This is a genomic window from Streptomyces sp. enrichment culture (assembly GCF_964272895.1).
Taxonomy (GTDB): domain Bacteria; phylum Actinomycetota; class Actinomycetes; order Streptomycetales; family Streptomycetaceae; genus Streptomyces.
Genome location: NZ_OZ186832.1, coordinates 5481584 through 5506756, shown reverse-complemented (window position 1 = coordinate 5506756; position 25173 = coordinate 5481584). Strand labels below are relative to the sequence as shown.

Below are 25173 nucleotides of genomic sequence, written 5' to 3'. Positions count from 1 at the left end.
GGCCGCACGTCCTTCACCGGGTCAACTGCTGCTGACCGTCAGGTTGTTGGTGCGGAAGTCGAGGCCGCCGGACGACGAGGTGATCTCGTAGCCGAACTGCACGTCACCGATGGTCTCGTTGCCGAACCAGCGCTTGGTGTCCTTGATCCATTTCAGGATCGGCAGGATGTTCACCGTGCCGGAGCTGGAGTCGGAGGTGCGCAGGAACGAGTAGACCTCGTTGGCGCCGTTGTTGCCCTTGTAGACGTTCCAGGTGTGGCCGCCCAGGCTGACGGTGCCCTGGAAGGTGCCGAGCGGGCCGACGGCGCCGTTGTGGTTGACCCAGAGCATGATCTCGTGGTCGTAGTCGGTGTCCCAGATGTCGTAGGACGTGTTGTACGCGCCGGAGGTCGGGACCGTGACGTTGTAGCTGCTGGTGAGCGAACCGATCGAGGTGATCGGCTTGTTGATCACCTTCTTGGCGTTGGGGTACGACTTGATGCCGCCCGTATTGGGGTGGTTCGCCCAGACGCCCCAGTTGGTGCCGGAGTTGGCCCAGACGCACTGGCTGCCGGCGCCGGAGCCCCAGATGTTGTTGTAGAGGGTGTAGCCGTTCAGGGTGGTGTTGCCCCACTGGTCGCAGGTGGACCAGACCGCGGCCTGGGCGGGGGCGGCGGCGAGGCCGACCGTGGCGCCGAGGGCGAGGGCCGGGGCGAGCAGAGCGGTGAGGAACCTTCCGCGGAGGTGTCGTGCCATGGGTGTCCCTTCCATGGGTGGGGGGAGATGCGCGGTCACCGCGCCCTCAGGGTGAGGACGTGGTCCTCTCCGGCGACGAGGTCGAGCGACTGCTCGCCGGAGGGGGTTCGGAGGTCCACGCGGCAGGTGCGCGTGGGGCGGATGAGGGCGGTCGCCCCCTCGGGGCTCCAGGACAGGTCGAGCTCGGCGCCGAACCGGGTGCGGATGCCGCGGAGCCGGCCCTCGGGCAGCGCGTCGGGGAGGGCGGGGAGCAGCACGAGCCGGGCCGGGGTCGACTGGACGAGCGCCTCGATCAGTACGGCGGGGAGGGTGTGGGCGGCGTCCGCGTTGTAGACGTCGCGATGCGGGTAGTGGGCGCTCATCAGGGAGGCGTGGAAGAAGTCGCCGCCGAGGACCCGGTCGAGGGCGTGGGCGAGGCGTGCCGGGTCCTTCAGGCGGGCCGCGACGAGCGCGTGGTGGAGATGGCCGTGCGCGGAGTCGTTCTCGGCGCCGCGCAGTGCGAGGGCGCGGTGGGCGGCCTCGGCGAGTGCGGGGGTGTCGTACGGCGTGATCTCGTCCAGGGGCCAGACGCCGTAGAGGTGGCTGAGGTGGCGGTGGTCGTAGGTGTCGTCGAGGCCGGGCCGGGCCCATTCGGCGAGGGCGCCGTCCGCGTTGACGCGGTGCGGCGGGAGGCGGTGGGCGAGGGCGCGCAGGCGTTCGGCCCGTTCCGGGTGGTAGTCGGCGGCGGTCAGCAGGGCGTGGCGGGCGGCGGACAGGTCCATGGCCGCGTCGATCGCGCCCCAGCTGCCGTTGGCGGGGCGGTTCTCGGGCGAGTAGGAGGGGACGACGACGAGGCGGCCGTCGGCGTCGGTGCGGGTGAGGAAGTCCTCGTAGAAGTCGGCGAGTTCGGCGAGGGCTCCGGCCGTGCGCGGGTCGCGGGTGCCGTAGGTCTCGTCGTGGTCGACGAGCGGTTTGAGCAGCCAGTCGGCGCCCGCGGTCCACAGGTGCAGGGGGTACTCGCGGGAGAAGTGGTACGCATGTCCGGACTCGCCGTCGGTGTGGGCGGGGGCGACGATGCCGCGGGCGCCGAAGACGGCTCGGGCGTTGTCCCGCCAGTCGTCGAGCTGACCGTGGATCAGCTGGGCATGGGCCTCGGTGACTTCGGGGAGTGCCGCGGCCGCCGCCGAGGCGGTCTGGAGGTTGAGGTTGGCGTCGGTGGTGAAGGCGCCGGACCACGCGGTGTCCCAGTCGCCGGTCCACAGGCCGGTCAGCCGGGGCGGCAGCAGGCCGGAGGCGGACAGCAGGTGGTAGCGGCCGGCGGCGAACAGGCGCTCCAGGAGGGCGGGGCTGTGGGGCCTGGTCAGCAACTCCGAGCCGGGAAGGGCCCGTTCGGCGGGGTCGGCGGCGAGGTCGAGGGTGACGCGGGTGTAGGCGGTGCGGTGCAGGGCGAGGTGTCTGTGCAGGAGATCGTCGTACGCCGTCCGGTGGAGCAGATCGCGCAGGGCGCGGGTCTCCTCGACGGCGTCCAGCTCGCCGGTGTGGCGGCGCACCCGGGTGAGGAGCAGGGCCGAGGCGGCGCCCTCGATGCGGGTGCCGGGTGCGGCCAGGGTGGTGAGTCCGCCGGTGACGGCGGCCACGGTCACGCCGGTGTAGGCGAGGTCGCTGTCGGGGTAGCGGACGCGCAGGGTGAGGGCGGCGCCCTCGGGGGTGAGGTGGGCGCTGTGGCCGACGCGCAGGCCGGGGGGTGCGCCGGGGAGGCGGTGGTCGAGGGTGAGGTCGAGGGTCAGGCCGGGGCCGGCGATGTGCTGGACGATCACGTCGTCGGCGCGGGAGACGAAGACGCGGCTGGTCCAGTCGTGGGTGCGGGCGGTGGTCTCGCCGGTGGTGAAGTCGACCCGGCGGCGGTAGGCGTGCCGCCGGGCGGCCGGTCGGCGCTGGCGCAGGGCGAAGGCCGGGTGGAAGGGCCGCACCCACGTCAGCGGGCGGCCGTCGGTGAACTCCTCGGCCGCGGTGAGGTCGCCGGCGAGCAGTCTGTCCTGGAGCGCGGGGAGTTCGGCGGCGAGCTGCGGAGGGTGGCGGTGGGTGCCGTCGTCGGGGCGTACCAGGGTGTGATGGGTGACGATGATCCGGTCGTCGTTCGGGTCGCCGGACACGAGGGCGCCGTGGTGGCCGTTGCCGGTGAGGAAGGAGTCCTCCCAGCGGGCCGCGGGGAGGGGCTCCCAGGTGGCGTGGACGGGTCCGCCGCTCATGGTGCGAGCACCGCCACGCCGTGGCGGCCGAGGGTGATCCGGTCCGTGACCGTCTCGCCGGTGAGCAGCTCCCGGTGGGTGCCCGGCACGGTGACGGTGACCGGCTCGCGGCCGTGGTGGAGCAGGAACAGCAGCTCACCGCGGCGCACGGCCTCGACGTCGGCGGGGAGGCCGTCCAGCACCGGCCGGGCACCCGCCTCGGCGGCGATCCGCGCGAGCAGGGCGCGCAGCGCCTCCGGTTCGGGGAGGGTGGAGAGGTACCAGGCGCGGCCCGTGCGGAGGACGGCGGGCAGGCCGTCGAGCTCGGCCCCCTGGTACGCGAACGTCTCGTCCGCCTCGGCCTCCAGCTCCTCCGACCACACCGTGCCGCGGAACCCGTCGCACGGCACGCCCTCCCCCGCGTCCAGCGGCCACCACTCGTGCAGGGTGCGGATGCCGAACAGCTCGCGCAGCCGGGCGTCCATGCCGCCGGGCCGCACCCGGTCGTCCTCGTCGGCGACGCCGGTGAGGAAGCCGCAGACCAGGGTGCCGCCCCCGGCGGCGTACGCGAGCAGGTTCTCGATCGCCGCGTCGGTGAGGGCGTACGCCTGGGGGACGACGACCAGCCGGTAGCCGCTCAGGTCGTGCTCGGGGTGGGCGAAGTCGGTGGTCAGGTGGGCCTGCCACAGGGCGCGGTGCCAGGCGCGCAGCACGTCGGGGTGGCCGGCCCCGGCCGCGGTGGACAGACGGCCGTCCTGCTCGGCGGCCCACCAGGAATGCCAGTCGTGCAGGATCGCCACGTCCGCGGCGATGTCCGCGCCGGTGACCGGGCCGAGCTTGCGCAGATCGGCGCCGATCCGCTTGACCTCCTGGAAGGTACGGCCCTCCTCCCCCGCGTGGCTGACCATCCCGGAGTGGAACTTCTCCGCGCCCTGCCGGGACTGGCGCCACTGGAAGTAGCAGACGGCGTCGGCACCGCGGGCCACGGCCTGCAGCGACCACAGCCGGTTGAGGCCCCGCGGCTTGGGGTGGTTGACGCCACGCCAGTTGACGGGACCGGCGGCCTGTTCCATCAGCATCCAGGGGCCGCGGGCCTGGGAGCGGGTCATGTCCTGGACCAGCGCCCCGAACTGGGCGCCGAGGGGGTCGCGGGGGTCGGGGTAGAGGTCGACGGAGACGACGTCCTCCTCCTCGGCCCAGCGCCAGGCGTCCACACCGGTGAACAGCGCCATGAAGTTGGTGGTGACCGGCAGGTGCGGGGTGTGCCGGCGGACGATGTCCCGCTCGGCCCGGAAGCACTCCAGGAGCATGTCGGAGGTGAAGCGGCGGAAGTCGAGCACCTGGGTGGGGTTGTTCAGATAGTGGGCGTGGCGCGGGGGCAGGACGCCGTCCCAGGTGTCGTAGCCCTGGCTCCAGAAGGCGGTGCCCCAGGCGTCGTTGAGCGCGTCGAGGCTCTGGTACTTCGCGCGCAGCCAGCGGCGGAAGGCGGCGGCCGCCTCGTCGCCGTGGTCGACGGTGCAGTACTCGTTGTTGATGTGCCACATCGTGAGGGCGGGGTGGCCGGCGTAACGGGCGGCCAGGTCCTCGGTGATGGCGGCGGCGTACCGGCGGTAGGTGGCGCTGGAGTGCGAGAAGTGCTGGCGGCCGCCCCACCATTCGATACGGCCCTCGGCGTCGCGGGGCAGGGTGTCGGGGTGCAGCCGGCCCATCCAGGGCGGCGGGGAGGAGGTGGGGGTGGCCAGGACGACGCCGATGCCGCCTGCGTGCATCAGGTCCATGAGCCGGTCGAGCCAGCCGAACTCCCTGGCGCCGGGCTCGGGTTCGAGCTTCGACCAGGAGAAGACGCCGAGGGTGACGGAGTTGACGCCGGCGTCCTTCATCAGCCGGACGTCCTCGTGCCAGGTCTCCTCGGGCCACTGCTCGGGGTTGTAGTCGCCGCCGAAGAGGATGCGGCCGCGGGTGGCGGTGGCGAGGGTGGGGCCGGCGGCTGCCGGGGGCTCGGTCGTGCGGGGGTCCGCGGGTGACTGGGGCATGCGGGCGCCCGCCGGTTGCCGGGGCGGGCGCGGTCCTGCCGGTTCCCGCGTCATGCCGGGTCTCCGTACTGGATGCCGCGGCCGTTGGTGGCGAGGTAGACGCGGCCGTGGATGCGGGGGTCGCCGGTGATGGCCTCGCCGGTCCAGCCCCACTGGTGCCGGTCGTCGTTGATGCGCACCCAGCTCTTCGCCGCGTCGTCGGAGCGGTAGACGGCGGTGACGGCGTCGGTGGTGCCGACCTGGTAGATCGCCGGGTAGTCGGCACCGTCGGCGGCCTTGCCGAAGCCGAGGGTGTACGAGGCCGAGCAGCTCTCGACCTTGAAGAAGCTCGCGCCGCCGTCGGTGGACCGGTACAGCCCGTTCCCCTTGGCGCTGAGCCACAGGTCACCGGAGCTTCCCGGGGCCGCGACCAGCTTGAACTGACTGTCCCCGGAGGGCAGTCCGGTCGCCCGGGCGGTGAAGGAACGGCCACTGTCAGTGCTGGCGTATACCGTTCCTGTGTCGGTGTCGTACGCGTAGAAGAGCGTCGGGTCGGCCGGGTCGGCGACCGGCGTGGCGCCCTTCGGGAAGGAGGGGATCTCGGACCAGGTCGTGCCGTTGTCCGCCGAGCGGTACGTGGGGTGCCTGGTGCCGTCCCAGTGCAGGAAGGACCACAGCAGCACACCGCCGTCGGCGTCGGTGGCGATCGGCCCCGGTGCGTCGCGCGCGATGCCGGGCTGGGCCGCGAAGGGCGCCCAGGTCCGCCCGCCGTCCTCGGAGAACGCGCCGTTGCCGTGGTCGCCCCAGCCGCTGCGGACGACGTACGACGGTCTGGCCGCGGCCTGCGCGAGTCCCGTCGCCGACCCGAACACGGGGTTCGCCGCCATGCCGTCCGCCGGAGACGCCGTGAGCCGTTCGTGGTACATCACGCCGATGTCCCCCGAACCGCTGATCAGGTGCGCCTTCCCGACCGGGGGCGAGATCAGCTGCCGCACGGCCGTCTCCTCCAGGCCGCGGATCTGCGGGGCCCAGTGCACGAGGTCGCGGGTGCCGTAGAGGGTGGCGCCGGTGCCGTAGACGACATGCCGGGAGTCGTACGGGTCGACGGCCAGCGCCTGGATCCACCAGCCGAACTTGGGGCTGCTTCGGCCCCACTTGAGATAGGGGGTCTCGGACACGTCGAGAACGGCGGACTCCTTCAGGGACGTCCAGGTGCGGCCGCCGTCGGTGGTGCGGTACAGGGTGTCGACGGCCGCCCAGCGGTTGTTGGTGGAGACCACGACGGTGCCGGGGCGGCGGGCGTCCACGGCGACGCCGCCGTAGGCGAAGGTGTCGGCGCCGCCGTCGGGCGCGGTGCCGCCCGGCCGTACCGGGGTGACGTCGGTCCACCTCCCGCTGCCGGTGGCCAGCTTGTGCACGCTGCCGTCGGACTGCCCGTTCGGGCCGGGCGCGTCGGCGTAGGTCACGTACAGCTCGCGGGTGAGCCGGTCGTAGGCGGCGCGGACGGGGACCTGGGCGGCGGTGCCGGAGGGCTGGCCGGGGACGGGGGTCCAGGTGACGCCGTCGCCGGTGCGGAACAGGTGCGGTGCGGTGGCGTCGCCGTCGCCCCAGCCGGCGTACACGTGTCGCCCCGCGGCGACCAGCAGGGTGACGCCCTGCCCGGTGGCGCCGGGGGTCGCCGGGAAGCCGGGGGCGGGGGCCCAGGTGGCGCCCCGGTCGGTGGACCGCAGCAGCCCGTCGTGCCGGGTGCCCAGCCACAGGGTGTCGCTGTCGCGCGGGTCCACGAGAAGGCGCTCGCCGCAGCCCCGGCCGTCCTCGTTGGCGCCGAGCTTCACCGTCAGGTCGGTGCGTGCCCAGGTGGCGCCCCGGTCCTCGGAGCGCAGCACGGCCCCGTTGCCGGCCCAGGGCTGGGTGTAGGTGCCGAGGGCGAGGTAGAGGCGGTCCGGGTGGGCGGGGTCGACGGCCATGGCCTCCACGCCGAGCAGGTTCCAGTCGTCCCAGCCGAGGTGGTCGGTCAGCGGGATCCAGCGGGCCTTGCGGTCGTCCCACCGGTAGGCACCGCCGATGTCCGTCCGCGCGTAGGCGAGCCCGCGCACGGAGGGGTGGAACAGCACGCCGGTGACGAATCCGGTCCCGCCGATGACGACGTTCCGCCAGCGGTAGGGCTCGCGGGGGGCGGGTGCGGCCTGGGCGGATGCCGGGGAGGGCAACGCCGTGACCGCGAGGGCGGCGGCCGCACCGCTTGCAAGTACGGTTCGCCGGGAGGGGCTTGACGCACACATGACATACCTCGCTGTATGAGTAGGGAGCCGTGGAGATACCTCGGAGGGGCGCGGGGAACCGCGCGACAGGCCACGACGAACCGGCACCCGGCAGACAACAGGAGCCCTACGGCGCTCAGCCCTTGACGGCCCCGGTCAACATGCCCTTCTTGAAATGCCGCTGCACGAACGGCGACAGCACCGCCACCGGCAGCAACGCCATCACCATCACCGCCATCTGCACGGCCAGCCCGGACAGCTCACCCGTCTTGATGGCCTGCCCGAGGCCCACCGGCGCCTCCTGCTTCTGCACCAGCTGGATCATGACGTTCTGCAGCGGCATCATGTCCTGGTCGTTCAGATACAGGGAGGCGTTGAACCACGCACTCCAGTAGCCCACCGCGTAGAAGAGCGTGATGACGGCGATCACGGCCCGCGACAGCGGCATGACGATCTGCCAGAGGATCCGGAAGTCCCCGGCCCCGTCGATCCGCGCGGAGTCGATGAGTTCCTGCGAGATGCCCATGAAGAACCCGCGCAGCACCAGGATGTTGAAGACACTGACCGCGCTCGGCAGGATCAGCGCGAGATAGGTGTCGGTCAGCCCGAGGGTCTGCACCAGCAGATACGTCGGGATGAGACCGGCGCTGAAGAACATGGTCGCCAGCAGGGTCATCAGGATCCACCGGTGCCCGAGGGACCCCGTGCGGGACAGCCCGTAGGCGCACAGGACGGAGACGGTCATCGAGAACAGCGTGCCGACGAGGGTGACCAGGAGGCTGATGGCCGTGGCGCGGGTGACCTGTCCTCCGCTCAGCAGCTCCTCGTAGGCGACGAAGGTGATCTCGTCGGGCACGATCACCAGCCCGCCGGCCTCGTCGATGGTCCTGCGCGAGGAGAGGCTGGTGACGACGACGATCCACAGCGGGAAGAGGATGGCCAGGCAGGCCAGCGTGAGAGCGAGCCCCTTGCCCGCGATCCCCGCCTTGGAGGGCGCCTCCTCCCACGCCGGCCGGGGCGGTGCCTGCCACCACCGGGGTTCCCGTACGGGCGGCTTGTCCATGACGGCGGTCACTTCTTGTACACCCCCTGCTCGCCCATGAGATGGGCCACCTTGTTGGCCGCGAGCACCAGGCCCAGGCTGATGACGCCCTTGATCAGTCCGGCCGCGGCCGCGTAGCTGAAGTCCTGGTTGCGCACGCCGTTCCACCACACGAAGGTGTCGAGGACCTCACCGGCCCCGGGTCCTACGGCGTCGCGCTGGAGCAGGATCTGCTCGAAGCCGACGGTGAGCGCGTCGCCGACCCGCAGCACCAGCAGCAGCGCGATCACCGGGCGCAGCGCGGGCAGGGTGACGTGCCACATCCGGCGCCAGCGACCGGCGCCGTCCATCGCGGCGGCCTCGTACAGATCGGGGCTCACCGAGGCCAGGGCGGCGAGGAAGACGATGATCCCCCACCCGGCGTCCTTCCACACGCTCTGCGCGGTGATCAGCAGTGGGAAGGTGTCCGGGTTGGTCATGATGTCGAGGCCGTCGTACCCGTTCTCCCGCAGCAGCTGCGACAGCACCCCGGCGCCGCCGAACAGCTGCTGGAACACGGCGATGACCAGCACCCAGGAGAAGAAGTGCGGGAGGTAGAGCACGGCCTGGGCGACCGCCCGCACCCGGGGCCTGACGACGCTGTTGATGAGCAGCGCGAGCAGGATCGGGATCGGGAAGTACAGCACGAGCTGGAGGAAGAACAGCACCAGTGTGTTCTGGACGGCGTTCCAGAAGGCGGAGTCCTCGAAGATCCGCTGGAAGTTGTCCAGGCCCACGAAGGGGCTGTTCAGGATGGAGACGACCCCGTTCTCGCTGATGTAGGGGTCGTACTCCTGGAAGGCGACGACATTGCCGAGGATCGGCACGTAGTTGAAGAGCAGGACCAGCACGAGGGCCGGCAGGGTCATCAGCAGCAGCAGCCGGTCGCGCCGGAATCTGAGCCCGAGGCCCAGTCTGCGCGGTGGGCGGCGCTCGCCGGAGCCGTCGGGCGGGGCCGCGGTCTCCTCGTCCGGCGTCCTGGTCTTCGCCTCGGTGCTGTTCCGAGGCACCGTGCTGTGGGACACGGCGTTCTCCTTGCCTTCGACCCCGGATCAGTTGGCCGCGCTGCCGTTCTCGTCGAGGATCCTCTGGTACCAGTCGCGCAGCTTGTCGCCGCCCCTGCTCCTCCACTCGGAGGCGAACTGCTGCACGTCACTGACCTTCTTGCGGCCGCGGACGACGTCGTCCTCCAACTGCTCCAGGTCGTTGGAGAGGTTGGTGAAGCGGGCGGGCTCGGTGATCTGCATGCCCCAGAAGGCGGACTTCTTGGTGAAGGCGCCCATCCGCTGCTGCCATTCGACCTGGCCCTTGGCGACGGCCGGGAAGTCGGGGTGGGCGATGGTGGCGGCGGGGGCCGTGACCATGACGTAGGCGTTGATGACCTCGTTGTTGCCCTTGTCGTTCTTGACCGGCACGCCGTTCTCGACCGTGTAGTGGGTGCCCTCGACGCCGTAGTTGGTGAGCATGTACTCCTTGGTGCCGTACGGCGCGGCGCAGACGTTGGCGACGGCCAGCGCGTCGCGGATCACCGACTCGGGAGCCTTCTTGCTGACGAAGGAGAAGATGTTGGCCGGGTTGGTGGCCCACAGGACCGGGTCGCCGCCGTCGTGGCCGAAGATGTCCATGCCCCAGATCTTGAAGTCGGGGTTCTGGGTGGCCTGCGAGGCGGTCTGGCCGTACCAGTTGGAGAGGTCGTTGTTCCAGATCAGGAACTCGCCCGCGGCGAACTTGGGGGCGGGGTCGGTGGCCTGGCTCTTGCCCAGCTCGAAGTCGGGGTGGACGACCCCGGCGGCGAAGAGCTTGCGGGTCCACTCCAGCGCCTCGAGGAACTCCTCGGTCTCCAGGCGGTAGACCAGCTTGCCGTCCCGCACGTCCCAGCCGAGCGGCTTCTCCCCGCCGGAGAGCACGCCGAAGGAGTTGAAGGCGGTCCACTTCATGTCGCCGCACGCCCACCGCTTGGCCCGGGCGTTGGTGATGTCCTTGCACAGGGCCAGGAACTCGTCGGCGGAGGTGGGGACCTCGTACCCCTCCTTCTCGAAGATGTCCTGGCGGTAGCAGGGCACGATGTTGGGGACGTACGAGGCCGGCATCGGCAGGCCCATCAGCTTGCCGCCGAAGATGGAGCGCTGCCACGCCTCGGTGGGGATCGCCGCGAGGTTCGGGTACTGCTTGACCTTGTCGCCGGAGAGGTACGGGCCGAGGTCGGCGAACTTGCTGATGATGGCGCTGGGTATCTTGCCGCCCATGTTCCAGCCGGGGATCACCACCATGTCCGGGATGTCGCTGGAGGCGAGGACCGCGCCGAGTTTCTGGTCGTAGGTGTTGCCGTCCTGGTTCTGCCAGCGCACATCGACGCCGATCAGGTCGTTCATCGCCGTGTAGTACGGGTTGTCGCCCTTGGGGGGCGAGCCCCAGAACGGCGACATGACGGTGACCTTGCCGCCCTTGCCGAGCCGGGTGGGCACCGAGGTCTTCAGTCCGGCGAGGTCGAGCTTGCCGGTGAAGCCGATGGCCGAGCCGTTCTTGGCGGGGATGTCCGGGACGACGACGTTGCCGGCAACGTAGGCGGGAAGGATCTTCTTGGCGTCCTTGCCCGAGGTGGTGCCCTCGCGCGAGCCGCCGCCGGACCCGCCGCAGGCAGTCAGCAGCGGCATTCCCCCGGTCACCGCCACGGTGGCGACCGCGGTGGAGGCGAGGAAGCTTCTCCGGCTGGGCGCGGAGGAGGCGGTGGCGGCGTTCGGCGTCATTGCGTCAACCCTTCGTGGCGCACCAGGACACCCGGCGGTGGAGCCGTCGGCTGCGGTGTCTTCAGTGGAACTGGCTGAGCGAGCGGGACTGGCTGAGCGAGTGGGACCGGCTGAGCGGAAGCGGTTCTGCGCGGCCTGCAGGGGCCGCCATCACTGTCGAAGCGCTTCGATGTTGCTGCGAGGTTAAGTGAACCCTGGGGGGTGCACAAGGGTCGTTCCGAAGTTTCCTGGTCCGCCGACCGGGCGCACGGACCCGTGCACTGCTGGGCAGCTACGAGTCTTTCCGGGGGAACGTCTTGACACCCGAGCCGCGCTCGACTGAGCATCGAAGCGCTTCGAAAGCATCTCGTCGCTCCAGCACAGGGGGAACCCCACGTGACCGCATCCACGCCGCCCGTGCCGCCGTTCCGCGATCCGCGGCTGCCGTTCGCGAAGCGCGTCGACGATCTGCTGGCGCGGCTGACGCTCGACGAGAAGGTGTCCTTCCTGCACCAGTACGCACCGGCCGTGCCCCGGCTCGGCGTCGCCGCGTTCCGCACCGGGCAGGAGGCCCTGCACGGGGTCGCCTGGATGGGGCCGGCGACGGTGTTCCCGCAGGCGGTGGGGCTCGGCGCGACCTGGAACGAGGAGCTGGTGCGCCGGGTCGGCGAGGCGGTGGCGCGGGAGGTCCGGGCGATGCGCGTCCGCGACGAACGCGTCGGCCTCAACGTGTGGTCGCCGACGGTGAACCTGCTGCGCCACCCGCTGTGGGGCCGCAACGAGGAGGGCTACTCGGAGGACCCGAAGCTCACCTCCGCCCTCGCCACCGCCTACACCCGCGGGCTGCGCGGCACGGACCCGGTGTACTGGCGCACCGCGCCGGTGCTCAAGCACTGGCTGGCGCACAACAACGAGACGCGCAGGGACACCTCGTCCTCCTCGGTGCGCCCGCGCGTGCTGCACGAGTACGACCTGCGCGCCTTCCGCGAGACCGTCGAGGCGGGTGCGGTGGCCGGGGTGATGCCGGCCTACAACCTGGTCAACGGCCGCCCCAACCATGTGTCGCCGTATCTGCGCGAGCACCTGCGCACCTGGACCGAGGAGGACCTGCTGGTCTGCTCGGACGCGGGCGCGCCCTCCAACCTGGTCGACTCCGAGCACTACTTCGACACGCACGAGGAGGCGACGGCCGCCGCGCTGCTGGCCGGCGTCGACAGCTTCACCGACCACGGCACCGACTCCGCCGCGATCGTCGCCCGCGTCCACGGCGCCCTGGAGAGGGGGCTGCTGACCGAGGCGGACGTGGACACCGCCGTACGCCGGCAGCTCTCCGTCCGCTTCCGGCTCGGGGAGTTCGACGGCCACGAGGACACCGGCGCCTTCGACACCGAGGAGCACCGGGAGCTGGCCCGCGAGGCGGCCGAGCAGGCGATCGTGCTGCTGAAGAACGACGGCGTGCTGCCGCTGGCGCCCACCACCCGGATCGCCGTCGTCGGACTGCTCGCCGACGAGTGCAAGCTCGACTGGTACAGCGGCACGCTGATCCACCGCTCCACCCCGCTGGAGGGCCTGTACGAGCGGTTCGGGGCGGAGCGCGTGACGTTCGCCGAGGGCGTGGACCGGGTGCTCCTGCGGACCCGCGACGGGCGCTGTCTGCGGGTGCCCGAGGCCGCGGACGACGACCCCGGACAGGTGCGCGGCGCGCAGGGCGCCCTGGACCCGGCCCTGCTGGCCGGCCGCACCGATCTGCCGCCGCTGACCGCCGAGGCCGAGGGCACCGAACTCGCCCTGGCCGACTGGGGCGAGGGCGTGCTGACGCTGCGCGCGCCCGACGGCCGCTATCTCTCGGTCGCCGAGGACGGCTTCGTGCGCGCCTCCGCCGACCAGCCGGGCGGCTGGGTCGTGCAGGAGACGTTCCGCCTCGAACCCCATGGAAACGGTCACCTCCTGCGGCACACGGGGACGGGTCGCCCGGTGTGTGTCGCCGCCGACGGCGTGAAGGTTGCCGAGGAGGCCGGGGACGTCTTCGAGCTGGTCGTCGTGGAGCGCGGCGAGGACGCGGTGGCGCGGGTGGCGGCCGACGCGGACGTGGTGGTCGTCGTCGCGGGCAACGACCCGCACATCGGCGGCCGCGAGACCGAGGACCGTACGACACTGCGGCTGCCCGGCCACCAGCGGCGGCTGCTGCGCGCCGCCCGCGCCGCGAACCCCGCCACCGTGCTGGCGCTGGTCTCCGCCTACCCGTACGCGGTCGAGCCGGGCCCGCTCGGCGCGGTGCTGTGGACCGCGCACGGCGGGCAGGCCGCGGGCACCGCGCTCGCCCGGGTGCTGGCCGGTGACGTCTCCCCCGCCGGCCGCCTCCCGCAGACCTGGTACGCCCGTGACGCGGACCTGCCCGACCTGTTCGACTACGACGTGATCGGCAGCCGCCAGACCTACCTCTACTTCGAGGGCAGGGCGCTGTTCCCGTTCGGCCACGGACTGACGTACACGACGTTCTCGTACGGCGATCTGGCCGCGCGCGTCGAGGGCGGGACGGTCCGGGTGTCGCTGAGCGTCACCAACTCCGGTGCGGTGACCGCCGACGAGGTCGCCCAGCTCTACCTCCGCGCGGCCGCCCCCTCGGTGGTCCGGCCGCGCCGGCAGCTGGTCGGGCACCGCAGGGTGAGCCTGGCGCCCGGGGAGCGGGCCGAGCTGGAATTCGCCGTGCCGGTCGCGGAGTTCGGCTTCTGGGACGTGGCGCGGGGCCGCTGGCGGGTGGAGCCGGGGCCCTACGACCTGCTGGCGGGCGCCTCCAGCGAGGACATCCGGCTGCGTACGACGGTGACGCTCGACGGCGAGCCCACGCTCCCCCGCCCGGTGACCGGACACGACCTCGGGGCGGCCGACTTCGACGAGCAGAGCGGCACCGAGATCGTCGACCGCACCAAGGTGTCCGGCGACGCGGTGACCGCCGTCGCGGGCGGCAGCGGCGAACTCCTCTTCCGCGACTGCGACTTCGGCACCGGGGTGACGCGGGTCCACGCCCAGGTGGCCGGCGAGGGCGTGCTGGAGGTCCTCCTGGACGGCGGGCCCGTCCTGGCGGTGCTGTCACCCCGGACGCCCACCTCGGGGCCGTACGACTACGTGCCCCTCGACGCCCCGTTCACCGCCGAGGGCGTGCACGACCTGCATCTCAGACTGCGCGGCCCGCTGCGGCTCGCGCACGTCGGCTTCTCCGGTTGAGGGTCCGGACAAGACCGACACCGGCAGGGGCCGGCACCGGACACCAGCGGCGCCGGCCCCTGCCCCAGGTCAGCCGCCTGCGAAGCCCGACGGCCTGAGCCCCCGCACAGTGGGCTCAGGCCGTCGGTGTCGGTGGGACCGGCTCAGAGGGCGAGGCCGGTCAGGACCAGGACGCGCTCGTAGGTGTAGTCGTCCATGGCGTACTTGACGCCCTCGCGGCCGACGCCGGACTGCTTGGCGCCGCCGTACGGCATCTGGTCGGCGCGGTAGGAGGGGACGTCGCCGATGATGACGCCGCCGACCTCGAGGGCGCGGTGGGCGCGGAAGGCGGTCTGCAGGTCGTGGGTGAACACGCCCGCCTGGAGGCCGAACTTGGAGTCGTTGACCGCGGCGAACGCCTCGGCCTCGCCGTCGACCTTGTGCAGGGTGAGGACCGGGCCGAAGACCTCCTCGGTGGCGAGGGTGACGTCCGCGGGGAGGTCGGCGAGGACCGTCGGGGCGTAGGTGGCGCCCTCGCGGGTGCCGCCGGTGAGGAGCTTGGCGCCGGCGGCGACGGCCTCGTTCACCCAGGACTCCACGCGCTGGGCGGCGTCCTCGCTGACCAGCGGGCCGACGTCGGTGGAGTCGGCGGCCGGGTCGCCCACGCCCTGCGCCTCGACGGCCGCGACGACCTTCTCGGCCAGACGGTCGTAGACGGAGGCGTCGGCGATCACGCGCTGCACGGAGATGCAGGACTGGCCGGCCTGGTAGTTGGAGAAGGTGGCGATCCGGGTCGCCGCCCAGTCCAGGTCCGCCTCGGAGGACCAGTCGCCGAGCACGACGGCGGCGGCGTTGCCGCCCAGCTCCAGGGTGCAGTGCTTGTGCGGCACCGACTGCTGGATGGCGTAGCCGACCTTGTCGGACCCGGTGAAGGAGATCACCGGCAGGCGCTCGTCCTGGACCAGGGCGGGCATCGCCTCGTTCAGGACCGGCAGCACCGACCAGGAGCCCGCCGGCAGGTCGGTCTCCGCCAGCAGCTCGCCGAGGATCAGGCCGGACAGCGGGGTGGCGGGGGCCGGCTTGAGGATGATCGGCGCGCCGACGGCGATCGCGGGGGCGATCTTGTGGGCGCACAGGTTCAGCGGGAAGTTGAACGGCGCGATGCCGAGGACCACGCCCTTGGGGAAGCGGCGGGTCAGGCCCAGGCGGCCGACGCCGCCGGCGTCGGTGTCCAGGCGCTGGGCCTCGCCGCCGTTGAAGCGGCGGGCCTCCTCGGCCGCGAAGCGGAAGACGGACACGGCACGGCCGACCTCGCCGCGCGCCCACTTGATCGGCTTGCCGTTCTCGGCGGAGATCAGCTGGGCGATCTCCTCGGTGCGCTCGGCCAGCCGCTTGGAGACGTGGTCCAGGGCGGCGGCGCGGACGTGGGCCGGGGTGGCGGCGAACTCGTCGAGGACCGCGTGCGCGGCGGCGACGGCCTCCTCGACCTGGGCCTCGGTCGGCACGCTGACCTTGCCGACGAGACGGCCGTCGTACGGGTTCGTCACGTCGAAGGTGTCGGTGCCGGTGGCCTGGCGGCCGGCGAGCCAGAAGGCGTGGGTGGCGGTCATTCGAGTCCCGGCCCTTCCGCGTAGAGGTGTACTGGGGTTACCGGGTCCACGGTAGGGGCGCGGCGGCGTCGTCGGGGTTGGCCGATTCGTAGAGGTCGGGGGGCTGGGTGCGCCGGTTTGTCGCAAGAGGCGCGCATCGGACCGCCGTACTGCTCCGGTGCCGTCTACTCCGGTGCCGTCGCCTTCAGGGCCAGCCACAGCTCCATGCGGACGTCCGGGTCGTCCAGGGAGCGGCCGAGGATCTCCTCCACGCGCCGCATGCGATAACGCAGGGTGTGGCGGTGGACGCCGAGGTCGGCGGCGGCCGCGTCCCACTGGCCGTGCCGGGACAGCCAGGCGCGCAGGGAGGCGACGAGGTCGCCGCGCCCGGTGGCGTCGTGCTCGTGCAGCGCCCGCAGCAGCCCGTCGGCGAACGCCCGTACGGCGTCGTCGGCGAGCAGCGGCAGCACGGACCCGGCGGCGAGCTGCTCGTGCTCGACGAGCACGCGTCCGCGGCGGCGGGCCACCGACAGCGCCTGCTCGGCCTGCTTGTAGGCGGCGGCCGCGGCGATCGGCCCTGCGGGCGCGGACAGCCCGACGACCAGCTCCTCCTCGTCGGCGGGCGCCTGCTCCCGTGCGGCCGCTCGGCCCGCGTCCCGCGCGGCCGCGTACTCGGCGCCGCCCGCTCGCGCCGCCTCCCGGCTCCCGGCGTGCTCGGCGCAGGCCCCCACCGCCGCGCCCCCGTCCGAGGCCAGCACCACCAGCCGCTCCCCCTCCGGTACGGCCAGCACCGCCTCTCCGGCCCGCGCGGCCGCCGACTCCACCAGTTCGGTGAGCGCGCCCAGGGCCTCACCGCTCCCCTCGGCGACGACGATCCGGAAGGGGGCGTCGAGCAGCTGCCCGTACAGGTCTCCGGCGACCGCTCGGGCGTGGTCGGGTTCACCGGCGAGCAGCATGCGCAGCACGGCGGCGCCGATGCGCTGTTCGGCGGCGTGCAGGGAGCGGGAGCGCTCGGTGGTGAGGGTGAGCAGGGCGACGGCCGAGTGGACGGCGTAGCGCTCGGCGGTGCCGAGGGCGGCGGCGGTGCCGACGGCGAGGGCGGCGCGGGGGCGGCGGCCGGTGCCGATGGAGTGCAGCTCGACGCGGTCCTCGTGCTCGGGGCCGCCGACCACGGAGCTGGCCGGCGCGGGCCGCTCCCGCAGCCGTTCGACGTCGGCGGTGAGCCGGGCGGCGCGGCGGCCGGCCCACTCCGGCGCGGCGGCGACGACGGCGCCCGAGGCGTCGTAGAGCGCGGCCCATCCGTCGAGCTGCGCGGCGAGCGCGCCCAGCAGCCCCTCGGGGCCCTCGCCGAGCGCCTGCCTGGTCAGCTCGCGCTGGGCGGCGAAGCCCGCGGTGACCGCCCGGTACTGGTCGGCGGCGATGGCGGCGGAGACGGCCTTGGTGATCGCGAGGAAGGGGGTGCGGCGGGGCACCTCCAGCAGCGGCAGGCCCTTCTCCTCGCAGGCGTCGACGAGGGCCCCGGGGATCTCGTCGTAGTTGACGCCCACGGCGAAGCCGAGCCCCACGACACCGGCGCCGACCAGTCGCCGCACATAGCGCCGCATGGCCTCGGGATCCTCGGCGTCCAGCTTCAGCGCGGTGATCAGCAGCAGCTCGCCGCCCTCCATGTACGGCACGGGGTCGGCGAGCTCGCTGACGTGCGCCCAGCGCACGGGCACGTCCAGGCGGCCCTCGCCCGCCCGCACGGTCAGCTTGAGCGCGGAGTGGTGGACGAGCGAGGCGAGCGTGGGAGGCATGGGGCCTTCAGTTCTGGGGGCGGAGGCGGTCAGGCAGACGCCTGATCATTTGGCCGCCTTGTACGAACGACCTCTCTCGATTCTGCCTCACCGTACGGTCGCCCATGCCCTCGCCACCCTCATCCCCGCAGATCCACCAGCAACGGCGGGGCGTGCTCCCCCTCGACCGTGGTGAGCGACAGCACCGCGTGCCCCGGCGGCAGCTCGTGCGCCAGCTGCGAGGCGGACCAGCGCTCGCGCTCGACCTGGCGGACGGTCACCGCGTCGGTGGTCACCGCCTGGCCCGTCACCCGCTTGCGCAGGGCGTGCAGGGCACGGGTCATCGGCTGGTCGGCGAACACGGTGTGCTTGGCGACCTCGGTCGTCTCCACCATCTCGGTGCCCCACGCCTGCGCGAACCGGCCGCCGTCCCAGGTGGTGACCCCGCAGAACGCCATACGGCAGCCCACCGCCGCGTAGAGCGGGCCGTGCAGCGCCTCGGGCACGTCTCCGACGGTGCGCAGGGTGAGCAGCACGCCCGCGTTCTGCGCGCGCAGCCGCTGGATGCGGCGCACCGACTCCGCGGTGACCGCGCCGGTCGCGTCGTCCAGCACCAGACAGGCGAAGTGGGAGCGGCCGGGCTCGCGTACGACGGTGTGGAACTGGGCCAGGACGAGCCGGGTGAGCACCCGGCCCGCCTCCTCGTGGCCGCGTTCGGGCAGGTCGATACGGACCCGCAGCGGGTGGTGGGCGACGGCGCGCAGCGAGAAGGGGCGGGCCGGGCCCGCGGCACCGCGGGCACCACCGGGACCGTGCCCCCCGCCGGCAGCACCGAGGCCGTCGGCGCCACCCGGCCCGCCTGCCCTGTCGGCGCCGCCCCCGAAGAAGTCCGCGAACACCGGCCGGTTCAGCAGCGCCAGCCGGTCCGCGAGGGCCCGTCCCGGATCGCCCGGTGTGCCGGTCTGGCGGATCCGCGCGTCGAGCTCGCGGCGCATGACGTCGTCGCCGCGCGCGGCGAGCGCCTCCCGCAGTGCCGTCAGCGGCCCCTCCTCGCCCTGGAGCAGTTCGCGCAGCTCGGGCAGACCGGGGAAGCGGCCGTGCACCGCACGGTAGGGGCCGAGCAGCTGGGCCAGCGCGGTGGCCGGGCCCTGTCCGGCGACCGAGTCGAGATCGCCGACCAGCGCCTCGGCGAGCAGCGCGGCCGCCTCGTCGGGATCGTCGGACTCGGCGTACGGGTCGAGGTCGTACACCGACGCGGGGTCGCCGAGCCGGACCACCACGTCGAAGGCGTCGTCGGAGCCGACCGGTCGCCCGGCGGCGGACACCGCGACGACGGCACAGCCCCCGGTGAGCGCCTGGAGGGCGAGCGCCTCGGTCACCGGCTCGACGAGCCGCCGCGTCTTGCCGGACCCGGAGGGGCCGACGGCGAGCAGTGAGGTGCCCAGCACGTCCGGGCCGAGGGCCGCCCCGGCGTCGTGGTACGGCCGGGGGGTGCGCTCGCCGGCCACCCAGCGGCCGATTCGCACCTGGCCGGCGAGCAGATCGTGCCGGGCGGCCCTCCGGGGCAGGTCCCGTGCCCCCGACGGGTGCGTCCAGGCTGCCCCGCCCTCCCGCAGGACCCGGTCCCGGAAGGCGCCGAGGGAGCCCTCGCGCCGGGCGGTGGTGAACGCCGACTCCACCCGCGCGCAGTCCACGTCGTTCATCCGGCCGGCCGCGACCTCGGCGGTGAGCAGTTCGGCGGCCTCGCGCTGACCGGCGTCGTGGAGGGCGGGCCACTGGGAGCGGGGGCGTACGGGCGCGGGCGCGGCGGGACCGGTGGCGGCCCGGCGGGCGGCCAGGAGCCGCTTCGCGTACGGCCACCAGTCGCCGAGGAGGGCGAACGGCCACACCACGAGCAGCGTGATGACCGCGTACAGCAGGTCCGTGAGCAGGACGGAGGTGAACAGCTCGTAGCTGCCGGTGACCAGGACGATCAGCGAGAAGACCGGGGCGACCACCGGCAGCGGGTCCCAGCCGAGGCCGAAGGCGTCCGGGAAGACGAAGCTCAGCGCGACCAGCGCGCCGAGGGCCCCGAGCAGGGCGCGGGCGGGCTGCGGGCGGGCGCCCATGACGTGGCGCAGCACGGCACGCCAGCTGCCCAGGCGGCCCATGCCGTAGAGCAGCAGGCCGAAGAAGACGCCGTCGTAGACCACGCGCGCCTCGGCGCCGTCCTGGTTGCGCGGTGAGGCGATCGTGCCGCCCCACCACCAGTCGTCCGGGGTGAACACGCGCAGCAGCGAGAACTGGTACGGGATGGTGCCGCGCCGCCACATGGACCACAGGACGAGCGCGATCACCAGCGGGATGAGGATGCCGACGACGGTGACGGGGGCGAGCCGCTCCGGCGCGTGTGCCGGCTTGGCCGGCCGGTGGCCGTAGCGCCAGATGCCGGGGCGGGCGGCGGGCCGGTCGGTGTCGAGCCATTCGGCGACGGTGGGGCCGGTGCGCGGGGCCCGCGCGGGCCTGGGCGGCACGGCGGGGGTCTGCGGCGGCCTTGCCGGACGCGGCACCGGGTTCGCCTGTGTGCCCCGCGCGTCCTGCGTCGCGTCGCCGTCCATCGCCGTTGCCCCCTGACCAGCCGCTGGGTCCATCGTCAGCGGTCAATCTAACGCTCCCCCAGGGGGAGTTCACGGGTGGACGGGCCGGGACGCGCCAGCGGGCGCCGCCGCCTCTATGTCCACGGCGGACAACCGCGACACGCGAAAGCGCCCACATGGAGCATGCCCACCCCCCTGCACCGGCCCTAGCCTGCGACAAAAGAAGGAAAGCGTCCTCAAGACGTCCGTAAGACGTTCGTAAGACCCACAGGAGCCCTCATGACCGCACTTCCGCAGGAGCGCCGCGTCGTCACCGCCATCCCCGGCCCGAAGTCGCAGGAGCTGCAGGCCCGCCGCGTCGCCGCGGTCGCGCAGGGCGTGGGCTCGGTGCTGCCCGTGTTCACCGCGCGTGCGGGCGGCGGCATCATCGAGGACGTCGACGGCAACCGTCTGATCGACTTCGGTTCCGGCATCGCCGTGACCTCCGTGGGCGCCTCCGCCGAGGCCGTCGTGCGCCGCGCCTCCGCGCAGCTCGCCGACTTCACCCACACCTGTTTCATGGTCACCCCGTACGAGGGCTACGTGGAGGTCGCCGAGGCCCTTGCGGAGCTCACGCCGGGTGACCACGCCAAGAAGACCGCGCTGTTCAACTCGGGCGCCGAGGCCGTCGAGAACGCCGTCAAGATCGCCCGCGCGTACACCAAGCGCCAGGCGGTCGTCGTGTTCGACCACGGCTACCACGGCCGCACCAACCTCACGATGGCGCTGACCGCCAAGAACATGCCGTACAAGCACGGCTTCGGTCCGTTCGCCCCCGAGGTCTACCGCGTCCCGGTCGCCTACGGCTACCGCTGGCCGACCGGCCCGGAGAACGCCGGCCCCGAGGCCGCCAAGCAGGCCATCGACCAGATGGTCAAGCAGGTCGGCGCGGAGAACATCGCCGCGATCATCATCGAGCCGGTGCTCGGCGAGGGCGGCTTCATCGAGCCGGCCAAGGGCTTCCTGCCGGCGATCGTGCAGTTCGCCAACGACAACGGCATCGTCTTCGTCGCGGACGAGATCCAGTCCGGCTTCTGCCGCACCGGCCAGTGGTTCGCCTGCGAGGACGAAGGCATCGTCCCGGACCTGATCACCACCGCCAAGGGCATCGCCGGCGGTCTGCCGCTGGCCGCGGTGACCGGCCGCGCCGAGATCATGGACGCCGCGCACGCGGGCGGCCTGGGCGGCACCTACGGCGGCAACCCGGTGGCCTGCGCCGGTGCGCTCGGTGCCATCGAGACGATGAAGGAGCTGGACCTCAACGCCAAGGCGAAGAACATCGAGGCGATCATGAAGTCCCGCCTCGGTGCCATGGCCGAGAAGTTCGACATCATCGGCGACATCCGCGGCCGCGGCGCCATGATCGCCATCGAGCTGGTCAAGGACCGCGCCACCAAGGAGCCGCACCCGGAGGCGACCGCCGCGCTCGCCAAGGTCTGCCACGCCGAGGGTCTGCTGGTGCTGACCTGCGGCACCTACGGCAACGTGCTGCGCTTCCTGCCGCCGCTGGTCATCGGCGACGACCTGCTGAACGAGGGCCTGGACATCATCGAGCAGGCGTTCGCCCGCATCTGAGTGCCCTTCCAGGGGCCCGGTTCGCGCAGGCGAGCGACCCGTCCGCACAGATGAGGCGACTGGTCCGGACCTCTGAAGGGCCGCTGCGGCAGACCGTGTGAAGAAGGTGTGGGGGGTGGATGGCAGGATGCCGATCCCGCTGTCCTGCCCCCTTCTCCTGCCGTAGGTTCTTCCCAGATGAGAGATACACCCCGCCCACAGGGATCTGTGGGCGAGCCCGGGCCGTGGCCTCCCCAGCCCCGACCCGGTCGTGCCCTCGCGCACACACACGGAGCCTCCGGCTCCGGATCTCCTCACCGATCGGACGGTCGCCCGCCCCAGACCCCCCGGGGCGCGCGGCGTTCCGATCCGTTCGGCCGCCCCGGAATCACCCCCCCTGTTCCGGGGCGGCCGACCCTCTTCCTCCTCCTTCTCCTGCCCGCCGTCCTCTTCGGACTGAGCACCTGGCAGGTCGTCGCCGACGGGCCGCTGCTGCGGCTGGACGAACGCCTCAGCCGCGTCCTGCGCCACCCGGACCGGGCCTCCGAACTCCTCTCCGACCTCGGCAATGTGCCGGTGGCCGTCCCGGTGCTCGCGCTGGCGGCGGCCTACGCGGCCTGGCGGGCCCGCCGCGCGGGCACGGAGGGCTGGTGGCGGCCGGCCGCCGCCGCGGGCGTCCTCATGGCCCTCGTCCCCGCGCTCGTCGTCCCGGTCAAACTGCTGACCGACCGGCCGGGCACCCCCGCCGTCCCGCCCGCCACCGGCTACTTCCCCTCCGGCCACACGGCGACGGCCGCCGTCGCCTACGGGACGGCGGCCCTGCTGCTCCTGCCGTGGCTGCGGCAGGCGCCCGCCCGCCGGGCGGTGATCGCGGTCGCCGTCGCCCTGCTGCTCGGCGCCTCCTACGGGCTCGTCCGGCGCGGCTACCACTGGCCGCTGGACGTGGCGGCGAGCTGGTGCCTGGGCACCCTGCTGCTGACCGCGTTCCTGCTGACGGTCAGCCGAAGTAGCCGTCGAAGGTCCGCTGGAACTCCCAGTTCGCGAACCGGTCCCAGTTGACCGACCAGGTCATCAGGCCGCGCAGGGCGGGCCAGGTGCCATGGGTGGCGTACGAGCCGCAGTTCACCTTCTTCGTCAGGCAGTCCAGGGTCTTGACGACCTCGGCCGGAGGGACGTATCCGTTGCCGGCGTTCGTCGACGCGGGCATGCCGATGGCCACCTGGTCGGGGCGCAGGGGCGGGAAGACGTTGGCCGGGTCGCCGGCGACCGGGAAGCCGGTGAGGAGCATGTCGGTCATGGCGATGTGGAAGTCGGCGCCGCCCATGGAGTGGTACCGGTTGTCCAGGCCCATGATCGGTCCCGAGTTGTAGTCCTGGACGTGCAGCAGTGTCAGGTCGTCGCGCAGGGCGTGGATGACCGGGAGGTAGGCGCCCGCGCGCGGGTCCTGGCCGCCCCACCTGCCGGTGCCGTAGTACTGGTAGCCGAGCTGGACGAAGAAGGTCTCCGGGGCCATGGTCAGCACGAAGTCGTCGCCGTACCTGGCCTTCAGGGTCTTCAGGGCCGCGATCAGATGCACGATGACCGGGGTCTTGGGGTTCTTGAAGTCCGTGTCGTCGGCGTTCAGGGACAGCGAGTGGCCCTCGAAGTCGATGTCCAGGCCGTCCAGACCGTACTCGTCGATGATCTTCGAGACGGAGGAGACGAAGGTGTCGCGGGCGGCGGCGGTGGTGAGCTGCACCTGGCCGTTCTGGCCGCCGATGGAGATCAGCACCTTCTTGCCGGCCGCCTGCTTGGCCCTGATCGCCGCCTTGAACTCGGCGTCGCTCTCCACGTTCGGGCACTCGGTGACCGGGCAGCGGCGGAAGCGGATGTCTCCGGAGGTGACCGAGGTGGGTTCGCCGAAGGCCAGGTCGATGACGTCCCAGCTGTCGGGCACGTCGGCGAGGCGGGTGTAGCCGGAGCCGTTGGCGAAGGTGGCGTGGAGGTAGCCGACGAGGGCGTGCGGCGGAAGGTCGGAGGTGCCCCCCGGTGAGGTCGTGGCGGTGACCGTCGCCGAACGCGGCGACTCCCCGGCCTCGTTGACGGCGGCGACCTGGAAGGCGTACGCGGTGGAGGGGGCCAGACCGGTGACGGTGGCCGAAGTGCCGGTGACCGTCTGGACCTTGACGCCGTCCCGGTAGACGGCGTAGCCGGTCGCGCCGGTGGCGGCCGTCCAGGACAGGGCGACGCTGGTGGCGGTGACCGCGCCGGTGCGCAGGCCGGCCGGGGCGGCGGGCGGCTGGGTGGGGCTCGCGCCGGGGCCGACGAGGGAGAGGTCGTCGGCGTGGTAGGCGCCGGTGCCGTACCAGCCGTGGGTGTAGATCGTGACGCGGGTGGTGGAGGGGCCGGTGCGGAAGGTGGTCGTGAGTCTCAGCCAGTCGGGGGCGGACTGCGTCCAGGTGGAGACGTCCGTGGTGCCGGTGCCGCTCGCGCCGAGGTACACGTACGACCCGCGGACATGGCCGGTCAGCGTGTACTGGGCGTCGGGCTGCACGGTCACCGTCTGGGCGCAGCGGGCGTTGTCGCTCCCGGCCGGGGTCGCCTGGAGCGCGCGGGTGCCGCTGCGGACGGGCGCGGTGACGGTCGTGCCCGCCGTGCAGGTCCAGCCGTCGAGGCCCGCCTCGAAACCGCCGTTGCGCGCGAGGTCCGCGTCGGCCGCACGGGCGGCCGACGAGAGCGCGGTGATTCCGGGTACGGCCAGCGCCATGGCCGTGAGCAGGGCGAGCAGGGGTCTGGTGCGATCCACAAGTACCTCCGGGCATGGGGGAATTGGAGGGGTGGAGCGCAGCCAGCTTGGTCCAGACCAATTGCGTGGTCAAGACCTCCGGTCGTACGCCCTAGCCGTCCTCCTCCCTGGCCAGCCCCGCCGCCGCCTCATGCATCGCCAGCTCCAGCAGCGCCGGATCGGTGAGGACGCCCGAGCCGTCCGGCGGGATCAGCCAGCGGATGCCGCCCCCGGTGGCGCGGCCCGGATGGGGCACGACGATCCAGGTGCCGGCTCCCGCCGTGCGGATGCCGGTGCCCACCCAGCGGGCGGCCGTGCCCGGCGGGACCAGGAAGCCGATGCGGTGGTCGCCGAGGTCGACCAGCACCGGGCCGGGCTGGTCGAGGATGCGGGTGAGCACGTCCAGGGTGGGATAGCCGAGTTCGCCCGGCAGGATGAGCACGTCCCACGCCTTGCCGGCGGGCAGCAGGGCTACCCCGAGGGGGTTGCGTTCCCACTCCCAGCGGCACGCGTCGGGGTCCGGTGCGACCGATGCCAGCCACTCCACCGCTGTCTTCGCCCCAGTCATGAAGAGACCTCTCTCTCACTCGTGGACGCTGTCGCGTCACGAGGGAGAGAGAGGTACCGGCTCCGCATTACGCGGGTTTCCC

Annotated in this window: 15 protein-coding genes; 3 read left to right on the top strand and 12 right to left on the bottom strand. The window is 72.7% G+C overall.

The features are described from left to right. Positions 1-21: 21 nt before the first annotated feature. The 7 genes from ACSU6M_RS24950 to ACSU6M_RS24920 form a co-directional block, all read right to left on the bottom strand. Entirely contained in the window at positions 22-735 is a 714-nt protein-coding gene (locus ACSU6M_RS24950; RefSeq protein WP_437072443.1) for a glycoside hydrolase family 12 protein, read from the bottom strand. Between the two features lie 35 nt (positions 736-770). Beyond that, positions 771-2963 (bottom strand): glycosyl hydrolase family 95 catalytic domain-containing protein, encoded by a 2193-nt coding sequence (locus ACSU6M_RS24945; RefSeq protein WP_437072441.1) that lies wholly within the window; start codon positions 2961-2963, stop codon positions 771-773. Next, entirely contained in the window at positions 2960-4975 is a 2016-nt protein-coding gene (locus tag ACSU6M_RS24940) for a beta-galactosidase (RefSeq protein WP_437072440.1), read from the bottom strand. Before ACSU6M_RS24940 ends, ACSU6M_RS24945 begins: the two co-directional genes overlap by 4 nt. A gap of 50 nt (positions 4976-5025) precedes the next feature. After that, on the bottom strand, positions 5026-7236 hold the full coding sequence (locus ACSU6M_RS24935; RefSeq protein ID WP_437072438.1) for a WD40/YVTN/BNR-like repeat-containing protein: 2211 nt from the start codon (positions 7234-7236) through the stop codon (positions 5026-5028). Between the two features lie 115 nt (positions 7237-7351). Next, positions 7352-8290, bottom strand: a complete 939-nt coding sequence (locus tag ACSU6M_RS24930; RefSeq protein ID WP_437072436.1) for a carbohydrate ABC transporter permease — start codon at positions 8288-8290, stop codon at positions 7352-7354. Continuing rightward, positions 8287-9210: an ABC transporter permease gene (locus ACSU6M_RS24925; RefSeq protein ID WP_437075334.1), complete on the bottom strand. Its 924-nt coding sequence runs from the start codon at positions 9208-9210 to the stop codon at positions 8287-8289. The genes ACSU6M_RS24930 and ACSU6M_RS24925 overlap by 4 nt, the downstream gene beginning before the upstream one ends. A 138-nt stretch (positions 9211-9348) precedes the next feature. After that, a complete protein-coding gene (locus ACSU6M_RS24920) occupies positions 9349-11043 on the bottom strand; it encodes an extracellular solute-binding protein (protein ID WP_437072435.1) in 1695 nt (564 codons plus the stop codon). Between the two features lie 375 nt (positions 11044-11418). On the opposite strand from ACSU6M_RS24920, the gene ACSU6M_RS24915 reads away from it, so the two are divergent. Beyond that, positions 11419-14247 carry a glycoside hydrolase family 3 C-terminal domain-containing protein gene (locus tag ACSU6M_RS24915; protein ID WP_437072434.1) on the top strand — a complete coding sequence of 943 codons (2829 nt, stop codon included), beginning with the start codon at positions 11419-11421 and terminating at the stop codon, positions 14245-14247. 143 nt (positions 14248-14390) lie between these two features. On the opposite strand, the gene ACSU6M_RS24910 is transcribed toward ACSU6M_RS24915, so the two are convergent. The 3 genes from ACSU6M_RS24910 to ACSU6M_RS24900 all read right to left on the bottom strand — a co-directional run bounded on the left by ACSU6M_RS24910 (position 14391) and on the right by ACSU6M_RS24900 (position 20187). After that, a complete protein-coding gene (locus tag ACSU6M_RS24910; protein WP_437072433.1) occupies positions 14391-15836 on the bottom strand; it encodes an aldehyde dehydrogenase family protein in 1446 nt (481 codons plus the stop codon). A gap of 164 nt (positions 15837-16000) precedes the next feature. Next, a complete protein-coding gene (locus ACSU6M_RS24905; protein WP_437072432.1) occupies positions 16001-17611 on the bottom strand; it encodes a PucR family transcriptional regulator in 1611 nt (536 codons plus the stop codon). A 119-nt stretch (positions 17612-17730) separates the two neighbouring features. Next, a complete protein-coding gene (locus tag ACSU6M_RS24900; protein ID WP_437072431.1) occupies positions 17731-20187 on the bottom strand; it encodes an ATP/GTP-binding protein in 2457 nt (818 codons plus the stop codon). A gap of 258 nt (positions 20188-20445) precedes the next feature. Here ACSU6M_RS24900 and gabT point away from each other — a divergent pair, with 258 nt between their 5' ends. Both gabT and ACSU6M_RS24890 read left to right on the top strand, forming a co-directional pair. Continuing rightward, positions 20446-21780 (top strand): 4-aminobutyrate--2-oxoglutarate transaminase, encoded by a 1335-nt coding sequence (gene gabT, locus ACSU6M_RS24895; RefSeq protein ID WP_437072430.1) that lies wholly within the window; start codon positions 20446-20448, stop codon positions 21778-21780. A gap of 177 nt (positions 21781-21957) precedes the next feature. Continuing rightward, entirely contained in the window at positions 21958-22818 is an 861-nt protein-coding gene (locus tag ACSU6M_RS24890) for a phosphatase PAP2 family protein (protein WP_437072428.1), read from the top strand. Here ACSU6M_RS24890 and ACSU6M_RS24885 read toward each other — a convergent pair. Both ACSU6M_RS24885 and ACSU6M_RS24880 read right to left on the bottom strand, forming a co-directional pair. Then, positions 22757-24505: a chitinase gene (locus tag ACSU6M_RS24885; protein ID WP_437075333.1), complete on the bottom strand. Its 1749-nt coding sequence runs from the start codon at positions 24503-24505 to the stop codon at positions 22757-22759. The two genes, ACSU6M_RS24890 and ACSU6M_RS24885, sit on opposite strands and share 62 nt — an antisense overlap. 130 nt (positions 24506-24635) lie before the next feature. Beyond that, the gene (locus ACSU6M_RS24880; protein WP_437072427.1) at positions 24636-25091 is read right to left on the bottom strand and encodes a hypothetical protein; all 456 of its coding nucleotides are present in this window, start codon (positions 25089-25091) and stop codon (positions 24636-24638) included. Between the last annotated feature and the right edge of the window lie 82 nt (positions 25092-25173).